This window comes from Sphingomonas flavida, assembly GCF_036663655.1.
Lineage (GTDB): Bacteria > Pseudomonadota > Alphaproteobacteria > Sphingomonadales > Sphingomonadaceae > Sphingomonas.
This window is the reverse complement of the sequence record NZ_JAXOJH010000008.1, coordinates 1-14431: the sequence shown is the minus strand read 5'-3', so window position 1 is coordinate 14431 and position 14431 is coordinate 1. Positions and strand designations below refer to the sequence as shown.

Here is a 14431-nt window from a genome sequence, read left to right as displayed (position 1 = left end):
CAGCCTGAGCGCAGTCGGAGGCCACGCCCCTCGCCTGCCGATCAGCGTAACGCCCGGACCTGTGGCGTATCCAGGCAGGTCCGCATCGCCGCATCGTCCGTTCGGCCACCGGCCCCGCCGACCACCGGCCCGATCGTCACCGGCTCGCCCAGTCGCACCGCGGCAAAGCGGCTCCCCGACCGCACCGCAGAACAGCGCATCGCAGCATCGAGCAGTTTGGGCGGCGTATCATAGCCTTCATAGGACAGGCGGAACGTTCCCCAGTGGATCGGGATCGCGGTCGATGCGCCCAGCCGTTCGAAGATCTGCACCGCTTGCGGCGGGCCGACATGGCTGCCGCTCGCCATCTGGCCGGGAGCGAAGCGGAACGCGCCGATCGGCAGCAGCGCGAGGCGTACCGGGCCGAACTTCGCCGCTTCCTCGGGCCAGCGCCCGTCGCCCATGCCGGTATCGCCCGCAAAGAAGACATTGCCGCCGGGCAGTTTCACCACGAAGCTCGACCATAGTGCCCGGTTGCGGTCGGCGAACCAGCGGCTGCCCCAGTGATGGTTGCGGGTGACGACCACCGACACGCCCGGCCGGATGATCTTTTCCCGGCCCCAGTCGAGCGCGGTCGCGGGCACGCCGACCTGTCCGATCACGCTGTCATTGCCCAGGCTGGTGACGACCAGCGGCCGGTCGCGCGCCCAAAGCTTTTTCAACACCGCCTGGTCGAGATGATCGTAGTGATTGTGGCTGATGACGATCAGGTCGATCTTCGGCAGCGCGTCGAACGCCACGCCGGGTGCGGCGACCCGCTTCGGACCGAAACCAAAGGGCCCGGCCCGCTCGGCATAGATGGGGTCGGTCAGGATGTTGAGGCCCTGGGTCTGAACCAGCACCGTCGCATGGCCGATCCAGGTCGCGACCATGCGCTGCCCCTCGACGCGCGGCTCGGGCCGGGTCTGGCGCACCGCCACTGTCTCGGGCCAGGCGGGGCGGTCATCGTCGCCGGTCAGTTGGCGCCACAGAAAGCCGCCACGCCCGCCACGGCTCGGCATCCGCAACGTATCGCTGTCGCCGTCCGAATTGAAGAAGCGTTGCCCGTCATAATGGCCGCTTTCCGGCCCTTCATAGTAGAGCCGGTCGAGATAGTGCGGCACGATGGTCGCGGCCAGGCCGACGAGGATCAGGACCAGCGCCAGCGTTTTGGCGATCCACCGAAGCGCCGTCATGCCATGGTGAGCCCGCCATCGACCCGATACTCCGAGCCGGTGACATAGGCGGCATCCTCGGACAGCAGGAAACAGGCGACGCCCGCCACATCCTCGGGCTTGCCCAGGCGGCCGAGCGGAATGGTGTGGGACAGCTTGGCCTTGTATTCGGCCAGGTCGGCGTCGCTCATGCCGCCGCGCGTGTGGAAGCGGGTTTCGGTCGCGCCGGGGGCGACGACGTTCACGCGGATGCGGCGCGGGGCGAACTGGCTGGCCAGGCTGCGCGCGGCTTGGCGGATCGCGGACTTGCTGGCGGCATAGACCAGCGTATCGGCCCGCCCGCCGCCGACCGTGCCCGATCCGATCAGCAGCAGGGCGCTGCCATCCTTCATCAACGGGGCCAGCGCCTGCGCCTGGAGCATCGGCGCGCGGACGTTCAGGTCGAAATGCTGGTCGAACTCGGCGGCGTCGATCGCGTCGAGCGTCTTGAACCGGCCGATCCCGGCATTGAGGAAGGCACCGTCCAGCCCCTCGGGCGCGAAGGCGCGAACCGCCTCGGCAAGCGTGTCGGTCGCCGATGCATCGGCGGCGTCATGCGCGATGATCGTGGCGTCGGGCAGGGCGGCCCTGGCCTCCTCGATATGTTCGGGACTGCGCCCGGTGGCGAGCACGCGCCCGCCCTCTGCGACCAGGCGCTGCGCGGTGGCCAGCCCGATGCCCGAGGTGCCCCCGGTGACGAGAAAGGCCCGGTTGGAAAAACGCATCGACACGCTCCTGGAAAAATCAGCGGGAGCCGCGCGCGACGCGATCCTGCCACATCATAAGAAGCGGGACGACACCCAGTTCCATGACCAATCCCAGTTGATGCCCCGTCGACGGCGCGCCGACCATGGTCCAGGACAGCGCCCGCGACAGTCCGCCCGCCACGACCATCGCGCCCAGCAGCCGGAACCGCGCGGCCTTGCGCTCGATGGCGGGGACACACGTCACAAAGGCCAGCCCCAGGGCGAAGAAGATGCCCGAGACATAGCGGAACTGGCTGTCCAGATCGGTCGGCACCGATGACGCATGGCCCAGCCAGCCGGGGCCGCGCATTACGCTGATCCCGCCGGTGACCAGGGGCACCAGGCAGGCGATGGCGACGACGACCTGCAAGGCACGCCGTTCAGCCGGGGCGATGCTCAATCCAGGATTTCCTTGCGGACATGGATCGCGCGCAGCGACACGCGCACCTCGACCATAAAGGCGATCAGGCACAGCGTCAGCAGCGTCACCGACAGGATGAAGGCCAGCGCAATCCAGGTGCCGATATGGAATTTGCCCAGATTGGCGATGAACAGCAGCGCGATGACGATGCACGCCATCACCGCGCTGGACACCGCCAGGAACAGCGCGGCGTTGATGATCGACATGCGCCGGTCGAGCAGCCGCAGCTCCCACTTGTGGCGGACCCGCTCCGGGCTGTCGTCGACCTTGTGGATCATCATCTCCAGCCCGCGTGCGCGGTCGATGACGCGGGCCAGTCGCCCGGCAAGCACGTTCAGCAACTGCCCGATCGCGGCGAGCATGAAGACCGGCGCCAGCGACAGCTGGATGGTCTGGGCGATGGTGGCGACGGCGGGAAGTGTGGGCATGGCCGGAAAATGGTGACGTGTCGGGCGCGGCGGGGCAAGGGGGAATGCTGGCCCGGAGTGGGGCGATCGATCGGCGATTGCCGAGGGAACCAATCCACCCCTCTCCATCAAGCGCGAGGCAAGGGGTGCGCAGGCGCCCGATCGGCGGAGCTTACGCCTTGCTGAGCATTTTCTCCGCGCTGGTCTTCACGAACTCGCCGATGGGACCGGCCATCATCGACAGCATCATCGGGATCGCCACCGTGCCGCGCAACGCGTCGTCGGTGATGTTCATGTCGGCCTTCACCGACTGGCCCATGGCGATGATGGTCAGCATCAGCCGGTCATCGGCGGGCCATTCGGACGTCACCTGGCCACCGCCGGGAATCTTGGATTCGAGCTTGGGCAGCCCCTGCTCGACGCGGCGACGCGCTTCGGCACGGCCCAGGCTGTGGGGGATGTCGAAATTCACCGATGCCATGTCGCGTAACGCCTTCGAATATGTCCGTGTCGCGGGCTTGCGTGCCGCGTGTTGACGTATGCGTCAAGCACTGAACGGGGAATTATTCAGGCGTGGTGGCCAGAGGTCCAGAGATGGGGGAGCGTGGAGCGGGTAACGGGAATCGAACCCGTGTATTCAGCTTGGAAGGCTGCTGCACTACCATTGTGCTATACCCGCTCAAGTCCAGCGCCGCTGATCGACCCTAGCCGATTGGCGGGGATGGTGGAAGGGACTGGATTCGAACCAGTGTACGCTCACGCGGGCAGATTTACAGTCTGCTGCCTTTAACCACTCGGCCACCCTTCCGGGGTGTCACTCCATCGGAGCGAGGCGCGCCCAATGCCGAAGCTCGGCGGACCTGTCAACGCCGATTTGTACGTTTTGCACAACTCGCGTTCGATCCGCTTGCTTGCATGTCGGGCAATCGGGACATAGCCTTTGACCCATCAGAGAGACACCGGGGGAAATATCATGATGCGTCCATCCTTGCTCGCCGCCGTCGCGGCGGTGGCCCTGTTGCCCGCCGCCATGGCCTCCGCGCAGGATCGCACCGCCGCCAATCGGCTGATCGACGAGGGGATGAACCACAGCCAGGTGTTGCAGACCGCGCAGCATCTGACCGACGTGATCGGTCCGCGCATGACCAACAGCCCGGCGATGCGCACCGCCGAGGGCTGGACCGCCGAGCAGTTCGCCAAATGGGGGCTGAAGAACGTCCATAAGGAAGGCTTCGCCTTCGGGCGCGGCTGGTCGATCGAGCGGGCGAGCGTGCGCATGGTCTCGCCCCGCCCGCTGCAACTGACCGCGATCCCCATCGCCTGGACGCCCGGCACCAACGGCGCGGTGACCGCCCCGGTGATCGTCGCGCCGATGAAGCGCGAGCGCGATTTCGACAAGTGGCGGGGGCAGTTGCGCGGCAAGATCGTCATGGTCTCGATGCCCGGCACCGGCGACGAACCCGGCTCCGCGCCCTTCCGCCGCCTGACCGGTGAGGATATTGCCAAGCTCGACGTATACGTCCAGCCGGAGCATGATCCCGACAGTGCCGACCGCCGCCTGAAGCGGCTCGACTTCGCGCAGAAGCTCGACGCGTTCCTGAAGGCGGAGGGTGCGGTGGCCTATGTCACCCAGAGCTATCGCGACGGTAAGCTGGTGCACGGCGAAGGCTATTTGTTCGGGCGGGGCGAGACGCCTGCCGTCCCCGGCATCGAACTGGCCGCCGAAGATTATCGCCGCCTCGCGCGCCTGTCGAAGGTCGGGCCTGCGCCGACCATCGAGGTGCTGAGCGACGTCCGCTACGACGATAGCGACGTGAACGCCTACAACATCATCGCCGAGATTCCCGGCACCGATCCCAAGGCGGGTTACGTCATGGCGGGCGCGCATCTCGACAGCTGGGTCGCGGGCGACGGCGCGACCGACAATGCGGCGGGCAGCGCGATGATCATGGAGGCGGCACGCATCCTGGCCGCCACCGGCCAGCGCCCGAAGCGCACCATCCGCTTCGCGCTCTGGTCGGGCGAGGAACAGGGCATCCTGGGTTCGATGGCCTATGTCGAGCAGCATCTGGCGTCGCGTGGGCGGCCGGACGATGCGCCGCAGACCGGCCTGAAGCGCTATTATGGCTGGACCAATCGCTGGCCGATCACGCCGAAGCCCGGTTACGGCGACCTCGCCGCGTACTTCAACATCGACAATGGCTCGGGCAAGCTGCGGGGGATCTATGCCGAGAACAATCCGGCGGCGGTGCCGATGCTGAAGGAATGGCTGTCGCCCTATGCCGCGATGGGGGCGGGCAATGTCGTGCAGCGGACGACCGGCGGCACCGACCATGTTTTCATGCAGGCGGTCGGCGTACAGGGCTTTCAGTTCATCCAGGATCCGCTGGATTATGGCAGCCGGACGCATCACAGTTCGGCCGATACGTTCGACCATCTGAAGGCCGACGACATGCGCCAGGCGTCCGTCGTGCTCGCGGGGGTCTTGCTCGCGGCGGCGAATGCGGACAAGGCGTTGCCGCGCCCGCCGGTGCCGACGCAACCGGTGACGACCAAACCCTTTGATTTTACGGATACCGACGACTGATGGCACGCCGAGGACATCGCCCCAGCCAGGCTTCATCCAACCGCCCCCGCTTCTGGGGACGGCATGCGGTGACGGCGGCGCTCGCCAACCCGAACCGCACGGTGCGCAAGATCTGGGGCACGCGCGAGGCGCTGGCCGCGCTCGACCTGCCGCCGGTGGTGCCGATCACCTATGCCGATGTGGCCGATCTGGGTCGGCTGGTGCCGTCCGATGCACCCCATCAGGGCCTGGTGGCCGAGGTCGATCCGCTGGAGGATATCTGGCTGGGTGACCTGCTGCACGAGGCGCAGGATGACCAGCGGCCGCTCGTCGTGCTGGACCAGGTGACCGATCCGCACAATGTCGGCGCGATCCTGCGCTCCGCCGCCGCGTTCGATGCGCTGGCGATCGTGACCCAGGACCGGCACGCACCACCCGAATCGGGAACGGTCGCCCGCTCGGCCAGCGGTGCGCTGGAAACCGTGCCATGGGTGCGGGTCGTCAACCTGGCCCGCGCGCTGGAGGAGATTGCGGAAGCTGGCTTCTGGCGCATCGGCCTGACCGGCCATGCCAACCACACGCTGGCCGAAGCGATGGGCACGCAGCGCATCTGCATCGTACTGGGCGCGGAAGGCGAAGGCATGCGCCAGAATACCGAGGCGCATTGCGACGAACTCGCCAAGCTGCCGATCAGCCCGAAGGTGGAGAGTCTGAACGTCTCCAACGCGGCGGCGATCGCGCTGTACGCGGTGGCGGCGCGGTGATTTCCGGGGCGGCGGGATTCGTCCTGCCGCCATTTTTTTCGCGCAGAGGCGCGGAGGGCGCAGAGATTGTACCTGCGGCGAACGCAGGGCGTGCGCTTCGACTTCGCTCAGCGTGAACGGCTGTTGGTATGGTTTGCGGGGTGTGCGGGACGGGTGGGGTCAACCGGCGCCATTCCCCAAGCTCCGTTCAGCCTGAGCGAAGTCGAAGGCCATGGGAAACGGGTTCAAGCAAAACCCTCTCACCCCCACGCGCAAAAAAGGGGCGGGACCAACGCCCCGCCCCCCGCGTTCTTGCGCGATGCCCGGTCAGTCCTCCGCCGCGATCCGCACCCGCATCCCGTCCTGGGCTTCCCCGAACGGCAGCTGGCACGATAGGCGCGAGGTTGCGTCGCGCTCGCTGGTCGAATCGAGCAAGTCGTCCTCGTCCGGCCCGATCGCGGGCAGCGTGTCGGCAAAGGCCGGGTCGACATGCACATGGCAGGTCGCGCAGGAGCAGCAACCGCCGCAAAGCGCCAGCAGTTCGTCGACACCGGCGTCGCGAATGACCTCCATCACCGACAGACCGGCCTCGCCATCGATTTCGCGTTCTTCCCCGTCGCGGGTCACGACGATAAGCTTGGGCATGTCTATTCTCCCTCTCGGCCCAGTTGTCGGCCCGGTTGTTGAAAGCGCCTCTGCCGGGCCTGAACGCACGGATCAAGCATCATGGGCCTGAGCGCCGAACAGATTCGTCAAAGCATGGATGCGCTTGCCGCCAGCGAGCCCGCCATTGCCGCCGCGCTCGAGCGGATCGGCTATCCCGCGCCGCGCATCCGGGCGCGCGGCTATGCCACGCTGGTCCGCACGATATTGGGCCAGCAGGTGTCCGTCGCCTCGGCGGACGCGCATTGGCGGCGGCTGCACGATTTGCTCGGCGATGCGACCGACCCGACCCGGCTGGCCGGCGTGACCGACGAGGAACTGCGCGGCGCGGGTATCTCGCGGCAAAAGGCCTCCTATCTGCGCAGCCTGGCCGAGGAAGTGACCAGCGGTCGCCTGAACCTGTCCGACCTGCCCGACAATGACGAGGAGGCGATCGCCAGGCTGGTCGCGGTCAAGGGTATCGGTCGCTGGTCGGCGGAGGTCTATCTGCTGTTCGCGGAGGGGCGCACCGATATCTGGCCCGCAGGCGACCTGGCGGTGCAGATCGAGATGGGGCGTATCCTGGGGCACGACGCACGCCCCTCGGAAAAGCAGGTGCGCGCGCTGGCGGAGGCATTTCGCCCGCATCGCAGCGCGCTCGCGATCTTCACCTGGCACCATTACGGCGCGGGGGCGGACGCGGCCCCGGTGTGACAGCGCTCAGCATATGGTCGGCTGTTTCCGGCATCATGGCGCGCGGCAATGGCCAAAATGAACAGAATAATATTACGCAGGATAACCTATTTTAAGTCATGTGTTGGTATCGAGAGAGCGGCAAGGAGCTATTCTCTTGAATATCAAGCAAAAATGTCGGATCGGTGGATTGTCCATTTTGGCCATTCTGGCCGTTGGCGGAATCCTGACCGGGGTTGAGATCGACAAGATCCGTATCGGCGGCCCTCTGGCCGATGCCCAGCAGCAGGTCAGCGATCTCCAGGCCGATATCCTGCCGCCACCCGCCTATATCATCGAGCCCTATCTCGAGGCGACGTTGCTGGTCCGCCATCCCGAAACGCTGTCGACCCGCCGTGCCAAGCTGGCCGCGCTGGAGGCGAGCTTCCGTTCGAGCATCGCGCGCTGGCAGGCTTCGTCGGTCGATAACGAGGTGAAGTCGTTGCTGGTCGACAGGGCGGCGCGTCAGGCGGATCGCTTCTGGACCGAACTGGACGGCGTGACGCTGCCCGCCCTGCGACGCGGCGATCAGGCGGCGGTGGATGCCAGCTATGCCCGTCTGACCGACGCCTATGTCGCGCATCGCCGCGATATCGACACGCTGGTCCGGTCGGTCAGCGCGGCGCAGGCGCGGGTGAACGAAGCGAGCCTGTCGTCGCTCCATATGACGATCGCGATCCTGGCGCTGCTCGGCCTGGCCATCGCCGCGATGCTGATCGGAGGGCTGGTCTATCTGATGCGCCGCGTGCTGGGGCCGGTCGGCGCCACCGCCGATGCGATGCACCGAATGGCGGACGGCGACCTGGCCCTGAAGCTTGAGGGCGGCGAACGGGCCGACGAGATCGGCACCATGGTCTCGGCGGTCGAGGTGTTCCGCATCGCGGCCCAGGCGCAGCGGGTCAATGTCGACAAGCAGGAAACGGTGGTGCGCGAACTCGCCGGGGCGCTCGACCAGTTGGGGGAGGGCAATGTCACCCACCGGATCGGCGATGCCCTGCCCGCCGAATATCGCGGGCTGGCCGTGTCCTTCGATGCCACCATGGAGCGCCTGGGCAACACCCTGTCGCGCGTGGCGGAATCGGCGGGCAATGTCCGCACCGGCGCGTCGGAGGTTCGTTCGGCATCCGACGACCTGTCGCAACGAACCGAGCAGCAGGCCGCCAGCCTGGAGGAGACGGCGGCGGCGATGGACGAGATCACCAGCGGCGTCCGCCAGACGGCGGGCAGTGCGGTCCGCGTCGATACGGTCGTCGCGGCGGCGCACCGCGAAACGCAGGAATCGGGTGATGTCGTCCGCCGTGCGGTCGACGCGATGGGCGCGATCGAGCGGTCCTCGGCCGAGATCTCCAACATCATCGGGGTCATCGACGGCATCGCGTTCCAGACCAACTTGCTGGCCCTGAACGCCGGGGTGGAAGCGGCGCGCGCGGGCGATGCGGGCAAGGGTTTCGCCGTCGTCGCCAGCGAGGTGCGGGCGCTGGCCCAGCGCTCCGCCGACGCGGCCAAGGAGGTTAAGGACCGGATTCAGGCCTCGTCTGCGCAGGTCGGGGTGGGCGTCGGGCTGGTCAGCGAGGCCGGACGCGCGCTCGAGGTGATCTCGGCCCGGATCGGCGAGATCGCCGCCCTCGTCGCCGAAATCGCGGCATCGGCGCAGCGACAGGCCACCGGTTTGCAGCAGGTGAACGTCGCCGTGGCGGACATGGACGGCTCGACCCAGCAGAATGCGGCCATGGTCGAAGAGGCGAGCGCCGCCGCGCGTCATCTGGCGGCGGAGGCGGATACCCTGGCGCGCGAGGTCGCCCAGTTCCGGCTGAGCCGCACGGGCGATGCCGGTGCGCCGCGTCCCCCCGTCCTCACCTCGCGGCAGCGCCTGTCGCTGGCAAGCTGACCATCGGGGCGGGGATGCCGGTCGGTAAGGACTGGCATCCCCGCCCTTGCGACCTTAAGTCCTGATCCATGCTGACACCCGAACAGGCCCGCGACCGGGCCGCCGATATCGTTGCCCGTGCCCGCGCCGCAGGAGCCGACGCCGCCGATGCGGTCTTTGCCGCCGATGCCGCGCTGGAGGTGTCGGTCCGCCTCGGCGCGCTGGAGGATGTCGGCCGGTCGGAAAGCGAGGAACTGGGCCTGCGCGTCTTTGTCGGGCGGCGCTCGGCCAGCGTGTCGACGTCGGACCTGTCGGGCGATGCGATGACCCTGGCCGTCGAGCGTGCCGTGGCCATGGCGCGCGAGGCGCCCGAGGATCGCTGGTCGGGCCTGGCGCCCGAGGAACGGCTTCTGCACGGCGCGCCGCCGATGCTCGACCTGGACGATGGCGGCGAAGTGGCGCCCGAGGCGCTGCGCGCCGCCGCGCTGGAGGCCGAGGAGGCCGCGCGCGCCGTGGCGGGCGTGACCAATTCCGAAGGGGCGGGGGCATCGGCCTCGCGTGTCGTCTCGGCATTGGCGACCAGCCATGGCTTTGCCGCGGGCTATGCCGCCACCGGTTACGGCCTGTCGGTCAGCGTGGTGGCGGGCGAGGGCGCGGCCATGCAGCGCGACTATGCCCATCACGGCGCGCGCCTGCGTCGCCTGCTCGAAGGGCCCGAGGCGATCGGCACCCGCGCGGGCGAGCGGACCGTGGCGCGGCTGAGCCCGGGCAAGCTGGCCAGCGGCGCGATGACGGTCGTCTATGACCCGCGCGTCGGATCGTCGCTGGTCGGGCATCTCGTCTCCGCGATCGCGGGCGCGGCGATCACCCGGCGGACCAGCTTCCTGCTCGATGGCCTGGGCGAACAGGTGATGGCGGCGGGCATCCGGATCGAGGACGATCCGCATCGCCCGCACGGCCTGCGCTCGCGTCCCTTCGACGGCGAGGGGCTGGCCGTGTCGCCGACCGCGATCGTCGAGGACGGTGTGCTGGAAACCTGGCTGCTCGACTCCGCCTCTGCCCGGCAGTTGGGGCTGGAGCCGACCGGCCACGCCGCGCGCGGCACGGGCGGCGCACCGGGGGTGTCGACCAGCAACGTGTTCATGGCGGCGGGCCGCGTGCCGGTAGAAACGCTGATCGCCGATATCGCCGATGGCGTGTACGTCACCGAGCTGATCGGCAGCGGCGTCAATCCGGTCACCGGCGACTATAGCCGGGGCGCGGCGGGCTTTCGGATCGAGGGCGGACGGATCGCCGGGCCGGTTGCGGAGTTCACCGTGGCAGGCAATCTGAAGGATATGTTCCTCGCCATGACCCCGGCCAACGACCTGGAGTTCCGCTACGGCGTCAACGTGCCGACGCTGCGCATCGATGGAATGACGGTTGCCAGCAGCTGAGCCGATTCCAGAACCGATCCCCATATCGGACCTGATCCCCGCGGTCGTGGCGGCGGCGCGCGAGGCGGCCGCCATGGCGCTCGCCCGTTGGCGCACCGAATTCCGCCAGTGGGAAAAGACGCCTGGCAGCCCGGTGTGCGAGGTCGATCTGGACGTCGACCGGATGCTGCATGCGCGACTGAACGCGCTGGTTCCCGATGCGGGCTGGCTGTCGGAGGAGACGGCGGACAAGCCCGACCGACTGGCCGCGCGCCGCGTCTGGGTGGTCGATCCGATCGACGGCACGCGCGACTATATTCGCGGACGCGAGGGCTGGGCGGTGTCGGTCGCGCTGGTCGAGGACGGGCGGCCGGTGATCGGCGTGCTGGCCGCGCCCGCGCGCGGCGAATTGTGGCTGGCGCAGGCGGGCGGCGGCGCCACGCGCAATGGTCGCACATTGAGTGCGGGCTATTGCCGCCAGATGCCCGGCGCGCGCGTGCCGGTGGACGCCCTGCCCAAGGCGGATCGCGATCTGGTCGCTGTCTTCAAGCCCAACTCGATCGCGCTGCGCATCGCGATGGTCGCCGCCGACGAGGCCGATCTGGTCGCAACGCTGCGCTGGGGCAATGAGTGGGACATCGCGGCCGCCGCGCTGATCGCATCGGAAGCGGGGGCGGGGGTCGCCGATGCGCTGGGCCAGCCGCTGCTCTTCAACAAGCCCGATCCGCGCGCATTCGGCGTGCTGGTGACGGCGCGCGGGCTTCAGGCCCCGGCGCTCGAGCGGCTGACCCCCCGTGCCCGCGAAGTGATCGTGCCGGTCACCGGCTGAGCAACCGGTCGACCCATTCGGGTACGCGTTCGCTGGCCGGGCCAAGACGACTTTCGTCGAACCATCCGCTGCCCTCCGATGGGTCGAGATTCAGCTCCAGCGTGCGCGCCCCGCAGGCGCTCGCCATCCGCACGAACCCGGCGGCCGGATAGACCGCGCCCGAGGTGCCAATCGACACGAACAGATCGGCCCGTGCCAGCGCCGCCTCGATCCGGTCCATGTCGTACGGTATCTCACCGAAGAACACGATGTCGGGCCGCAAGCGCGGCGCGGCACAGGCGGGGCAGGCCGTGCCGGGCGGCAGGTCGCCCTCCCAACCGAACCGCTCCCCACAAGCTGCGCACAGCGCCTGCTTCAACGCGCCGTGCATGTGCAGCATCCGCACTGCTCCGGCGCGCTCATGCAGATCGTCGACATTCTGCGTGACGATCAGCAAGTCGCCCCGCCACTCCCGGTCCAGCCGCGCCAACGCCTCATGCGCCGCATTGGGCCGAACGTCCGCCAACGCCGCCCGCCGCAGGTCGTAGAAGCGGTGAACGAGGTCGGGATCGGCGGCCAGCGCCTCGGGCGTGCAAACATCCTCGACCCGGTGCCCCTCCCACAGCCCGCCGGGCCCGCGAAAGGTAGCGATACCGGATTCGGCGGAGATGCCCGCGCCGGTGAGGATGACGATGTTGCGGGTGGCAGTCATGGTGTGTGGATAGACGTTGCCGGCGTTATACGGAACGGGGGGCGGACAAGTCTGCGTATTGGCTAACGCTCGTTTGGTTATTCTGGACAGAGCCGATCCAGCCATGATCCTGCTACTGTGACACGCTACGCCGGGAGAACGAACCGCGCGCAATAATGCAGGTCGGGCAGGCGTGTCATAATCGCCCAGCCGAGGCGGTAGGGATACGGGGGAGATAGCGCGCTCAGAATTGTTTGATTGCCCTCTCACATATCTCTGTCATTTTCAGGCCGTAGCCGGGTCGCATAGGGGCAGGGAATGGCAGGGGGTGGCAAGGATCGAGCTAAGCATACGGCTGCTCGGGGAGTTAAGAAGCCAACCCGACAGCAGCTTATGGCTGAGATACCCGATCCAGCCGACATGCCTGCATATTTGAAGATGCTACACTTCGAGGCCGATGACCGGGGCTGTGCCATCATGGGCGGCGGTCTGGTCGAGCATTACCTTACGCAAGCGATCAAGTGCCGCTTAATCGATCCCGGAGCTAAACTTGCGGGAGAGTGGTTCACTGGTCCTAGCGCGCCGTTCGCCACCTTCTCTGCCAAGATACAGCTAGGCATGGCAATTGGTATATACGGTCCATTGATGCATGGCCGTCTTAACGCGATCAAGGATATTAGGAATGTGTTCGCCCATCGGGCGCTACCGCTGACCTTTGACCATCCGACTTTGTTTGAGTCTATCTTGAAGCTAGCTCCGTTCCTCAGGGGGTCGAAAGAGGATAACTACAAGCTGGTCTATGCTACCGGCTGCGTCGCTGTGGGCGATGCGTTAATCAAGGATGCGGCGGAGCACGCGGGAAGAGATATCACTACTAGCTTTCCATGAGGACTGCGGACAACCTCCTTCTAGGTACTATCGCTGATGCTTGAACATACGGCTGATGAATTATCGATTTATAACGATATTGCTAGTCTTGGTGTAAGACTTTGGGAGATATCTGCCAACATCGAAGGGTTAAGCACCGACCCAAAGATGTTTTCTATCATGCTGTACAAACGGCTATGGAGCAATCATCGTGGGTATACCGCGCTGTATAATCTGCACCTTTCCCTTGAAGCTAACATCATCCTACGTTCGGCGGTCGAGACAGAAATTTGTATCGCTGCAAACTATCGGCTCCGAGATGAATTCGTGCTCCTTATGAAGAAGGATGCCTGTCATACAATTCAGGGACAGATCAAAATACATCGGGAGAACGGCGCAACAGATACGGTTAAGGAAGGCGAGGCTACCCTCCGCTATCTACAATCCTTCCTGCCAGAGGGCGCCAAAGCCGCAAAGCTGGATTGGAAGAGCTTAGCAGAACATGGCGGTGTCGATCAGCTATACGGCTTCCATAGACTGCTCTCGGGAGTGTCGTCGCATGTAACTGGTTTATCTATCCTAAGAGGCGTGACCAATGGCAAGATGGACGCCCAACATGCCGAGCTAGGTGGGCTTGAACGTAAGATGCACCTCATGATGATGGCTGGCGCTATGTTGCAGGGTTCTCGCATCCACTCCGGTATGATCGAGGCATATGCCGAGCTTGAGCAAGCCGTTGCGCTTACGGAGCGGCTAGCCACAATATCGATGGCGTGGCCGGGAGCCATTGAGGGCGAAGGGTAGGCACAACGTTCGAGTCCTGTTGCGGACTCACATCGGCCTGCCCCTTGCCATACGGCTAGGCAAACTGTTACATCAGGCATTGCCAACAGTGACAGCGTGAGATGGCCCCCTAAATGACCTGACAGGGTCTCGCTCTTGGATAAGAGTGAGGCATATGACTGAGCATACGACCAGGCGTTACAACGACGGCGAGGTCCTCTCCGGGGTTCAGCGCCGGAGGCGCTGGACCCCGGAGGAGAAGGTCCGGATCGTCGAGGAGACGTACCTGCCGGGCATGAGCGTGTCGCTGGTGGCGCGCCGCCACGGCATCGGCGCTGGCCAGCTCTTCACCTGGCGCAGGCTGATGGCGCAGGGCGCGCTAACTGCGGCCGGTGCCGGCGAGGAGGTGGTGCCCGCGTCCGAGTACCGGGCGCTGCAGGCGCAGGTGAGCGAACTCCAGCGTCTGCTCGGCAAGAAAACCATGGAAGCCGAGATCCTGCGCGAGGCCGTG

At 66.5% G+C, this 14431-nt stretch carries 16 protein-coding genes and 2 tRNA genes; 9 read left to right on the top strand and 9 right to left on the bottom strand.

All coding sequences use genetic code 11. The features are described from left to right. Window positions 1-41 precede the first annotated feature (41 nt). The 7 genes from U1703_RS10520 to U1703_RS10490 form a co-directional block, all read right to left on the bottom strand. Window positions 42-1214, bottom strand: a complete 1173-nt coding sequence (locus tag U1703_RS10520; protein WP_332785644.1) for an MBL fold metallo-hydrolase — start codon at window positions 1212-1214, stop codon at window positions 42-44. Then, on the bottom strand, window positions 1211-1957 hold the full coding sequence (locus U1703_RS10515; protein WP_332785643.1) for an SDR family oxidoreductase: 747 nt from the start codon (window positions 1955-1957) through the stop codon (window positions 1211-1213). Before U1703_RS10515 ends, U1703_RS10520 begins: the two co-directional genes overlap by 4 nt. Window positions 1958-1976: 19 nt before the next feature. Then, a complete protein-coding gene (locus tag U1703_RS10510) occupies window positions 1977-2378 on the bottom strand; it encodes a DUF4345 domain-containing protein (protein ID WP_332785642.1) in 402 nt (133 codons plus the stop codon). Beyond that, entirely contained in the window at window positions 2375-2827 is a 453-nt protein-coding gene (locus tag U1703_RS10505; protein ID WP_320451729.1) for a DUF2721 domain-containing protein, read from the bottom strand. Before U1703_RS10505 ends, U1703_RS10510 begins: the two co-directional genes overlap by 4 nt. A gap of 151 nt (window positions 2828-2978) precedes the next feature. Further along, entirely contained in the window at window positions 2979-3287 is a 309-nt protein-coding gene (locus tag U1703_RS10500) for a polyhydroxyalkanoic acid system family protein (protein ID WP_320451730.1), read from the bottom strand. Window positions 3288-3411: 124 nt separating this feature from the next. Further along, window positions 3412-3485, bottom strand: a tRNA-Gly gene (locus tag U1703_RS10495). A gap of 43 nt (window positions 3486-3528) precedes the next feature. Then, window positions 3529-3614 (bottom strand) — tRNA-Tyr (locus U1703_RS10490). Window positions 3615-3782: 168 nt separating this feature from the next. Between U1703_RS10490 and U1703_RS10485 the strand changes: the two genes are divergently transcribed. Together U1703_RS10485 and rlmB are read left to right on the top strand one after the other, a co-directional pair. Next, window positions 3783-5393 (top strand): M20/M25/M40 family metallo-hydrolase, encoded by a 1611-nt coding sequence (locus U1703_RS10485; protein ID WP_332785762.1) that lies wholly within the window; start codon window positions 3783-3785, stop codon window positions 5391-5393. Next, window positions 5393-6136: a 23S rRNA (guanosine(2251)-2'-O)-methyltransferase RlmB gene (gene rlmB, locus U1703_RS10480; RefSeq protein WP_332785641.1), complete on the top strand. Its 744-nt coding sequence runs from the start codon at window positions 5393-5395 to the stop codon at window positions 6134-6136. The genes U1703_RS10485 and rlmB overlap by 1 nt, the downstream gene beginning before the upstream one ends. A 306-nt stretch (window positions 6137-6442) precedes the next feature. Here the strand turns inward: rlmB and U1703_RS10475 are convergent, their stop codons facing one another. Then, complete coding sequence (locus tag U1703_RS10475; protein WP_332785640.1) at window positions 6443-6760, bottom strand: 2Fe-2S iron-sulfur cluster-binding protein; 318 nt, start codon at window positions 6758-6760, stop codon at window positions 6443-6445. An 81-nt stretch (window positions 6761-6841) separates the two neighbouring features. On the opposite strand from U1703_RS10475, the gene U1703_RS10470 reads away from it, so the two are divergent. The 4 genes from U1703_RS10470 to U1703_RS10455 all read left to right on the top strand — a co-directional run bounded on the left by U1703_RS10470 (window position 6842) and on the right by U1703_RS10455 (window position 11600). Next, complete coding sequence (locus U1703_RS10470; protein ID WP_332785639.1) at window positions 6842-7471, top strand: DNA-3-methyladenine glycosylase family protein; 630 nt, start codon at window positions 6842-6844, stop codon at window positions 7469-7471. 178 nt (window positions 7472-7649) lie between these two features. Next, on the top strand, window positions 7650-9377 hold the full coding sequence (locus U1703_RS10465; protein WP_332785638.1) for a methyl-accepting chemotaxis protein: 1728 nt from the start codon (window positions 7650-7652) through the stop codon (window positions 9375-9377). A gap of 68 nt (window positions 9378-9445) precedes the next feature. Next, window positions 9446-10792, top strand: a complete 1347-nt coding sequence (locus U1703_RS10460) for a TldD/PmbA family protein (protein WP_332785637.1) — start codon at window positions 9446-9448, stop codon at window positions 10790-10792. After that, on the top strand, window positions 10779-11600 hold the full coding sequence (locus U1703_RS10455) for a 3'(2'),5'-bisphosphate nucleotidase CysQ (RefSeq protein WP_414712018.1): 822 nt from the start codon (window positions 10779-10781) through the stop codon (window positions 11598-11600). Before U1703_RS10460 ends, U1703_RS10455 begins: the two co-directional genes overlap by 14 nt. Here the strand turns inward: U1703_RS10455 and U1703_RS10450 are convergent. After that, window positions 11590-12291 (bottom strand): NAD-dependent deacylase, encoded by a 702-nt coding sequence (locus U1703_RS10450; protein WP_332785636.1) that lies wholly within the window; start codon window positions 12289-12291, stop codon window positions 11590-11592. The genes U1703_RS10455 and U1703_RS10450 overlap by 11 nt on opposite strands. A gap of 372 nt (window positions 12292-12663) precedes the next feature. Here U1703_RS10450 and U1703_RS10445 point away from each other — a divergent pair, with 372 nt between their 5' ends. The 3 genes from U1703_RS10445 to U1703_RS10435 form a co-directional block, all read left to right on the top strand. Continuing rightward, the gene (locus tag U1703_RS10445) at window positions 12664-13158 is read left to right on the top strand and encodes a DUF4145 domain-containing protein (RefSeq protein ID WP_332785635.1); all 495 of its coding nucleotides are present in this window, start codon (window positions 12664-12666) and stop codon (window positions 13156-13158) included. A 36-nt stretch (window positions 13159-13194) separates the two neighbouring features. Further along, window positions 13195-13941, top strand: coding sequence for a hypothetical protein (locus U1703_RS10440; RefSeq protein WP_332785634.1), 747 nt, complete (start codon window positions 13195-13197; stop codon window positions 13939-13941). A gap of 154 nt (window positions 13942-14095) precedes the next feature. Continuing rightward, the coding region (locus U1703_RS10435) for a transposase (RefSeq protein ID WP_332785633.1) at window positions 14096-14431 on the top strand (336 nt) is incomplete at its 3' end.

Coding starts and splice junctions, on each gene's coding strand:
- U1703_RS10505 (WP_320451729.1), bottom strand. CDS start 2,827: ATGCCCACACTTCCCGCCGTCGCCACCATCGCCCAGACCATCCAGCTG.
- U1703_RS10470 (WP_332785639.1), top strand. CDS start 6,842: ATGGGCCTGAGCGCCGAACAGATTCGTCAAAGCATGGATGCGCTTGCC.
- U1703_RS10475 (WP_332785640.1), bottom strand. CDS start 6,760: ATGCCCAAGCTTATCGTCGTGACCCGCGACGGGGAAGAACGCGAAATC.
- U1703_RS10485 (WP_332785762.1), top strand. CDS start 3,783: ATGCGTCCATCCTTGCTCGCCGCCGTCGCGGCGGTGGCCCTGTTGCCC.
- U1703_RS10500 (WP_320451730.1), bottom strand. CDS start 3,287: ATGGCATCGGTGAATTTCGACATCCCCCACAGCCTGGGCCGTGCCGAA.
- rlmB (WP_332785641.1), top strand. CDS start 5,393: ATGGCACGCCGAGGACATCGCCCCAGCCAGGCTTCATCCAACCGCCCC.
- U1703_RS10445 (WP_332785635.1), top strand. CDS start 12,664: ATGGCTGAGATACCCGATCCAGCCGACATGCCTGCATATTTGAAGATG.
- U1703_RS10450 (WP_332785636.1), bottom strand. CDS start 12,291: ATGACTGCCACCCGCAACATCGTCATCCTCACCGGCGCGGGCATCTCC.
- U1703_RS10440 (WP_332785634.1), top strand. CDS start 13,195: ATGCTTGAACATACGGCTGATGAATTATCGATTTATAACGATATTGCT.
- U1703_RS10520 (WP_332785644.1), bottom strand. CDS start 1,214: ATGACGGCGCTTCGGTGGATCGCCAAAACGCTGGCGCTGGTCCTGATC.
- U1703_RS10460 (WP_332785637.1), top strand. CDS start 9,446: ATGCTGACACCCGAACAGGCCCGCGACCGGGCCGCCGATATCGTTGCC.
- U1703_RS10515 (WP_332785643.1), bottom strand. CDS start 1,957: ATGCGTTTTTCCAACCGGGCCTTTCTCGTCACCGGGGGCACCTCGGGC.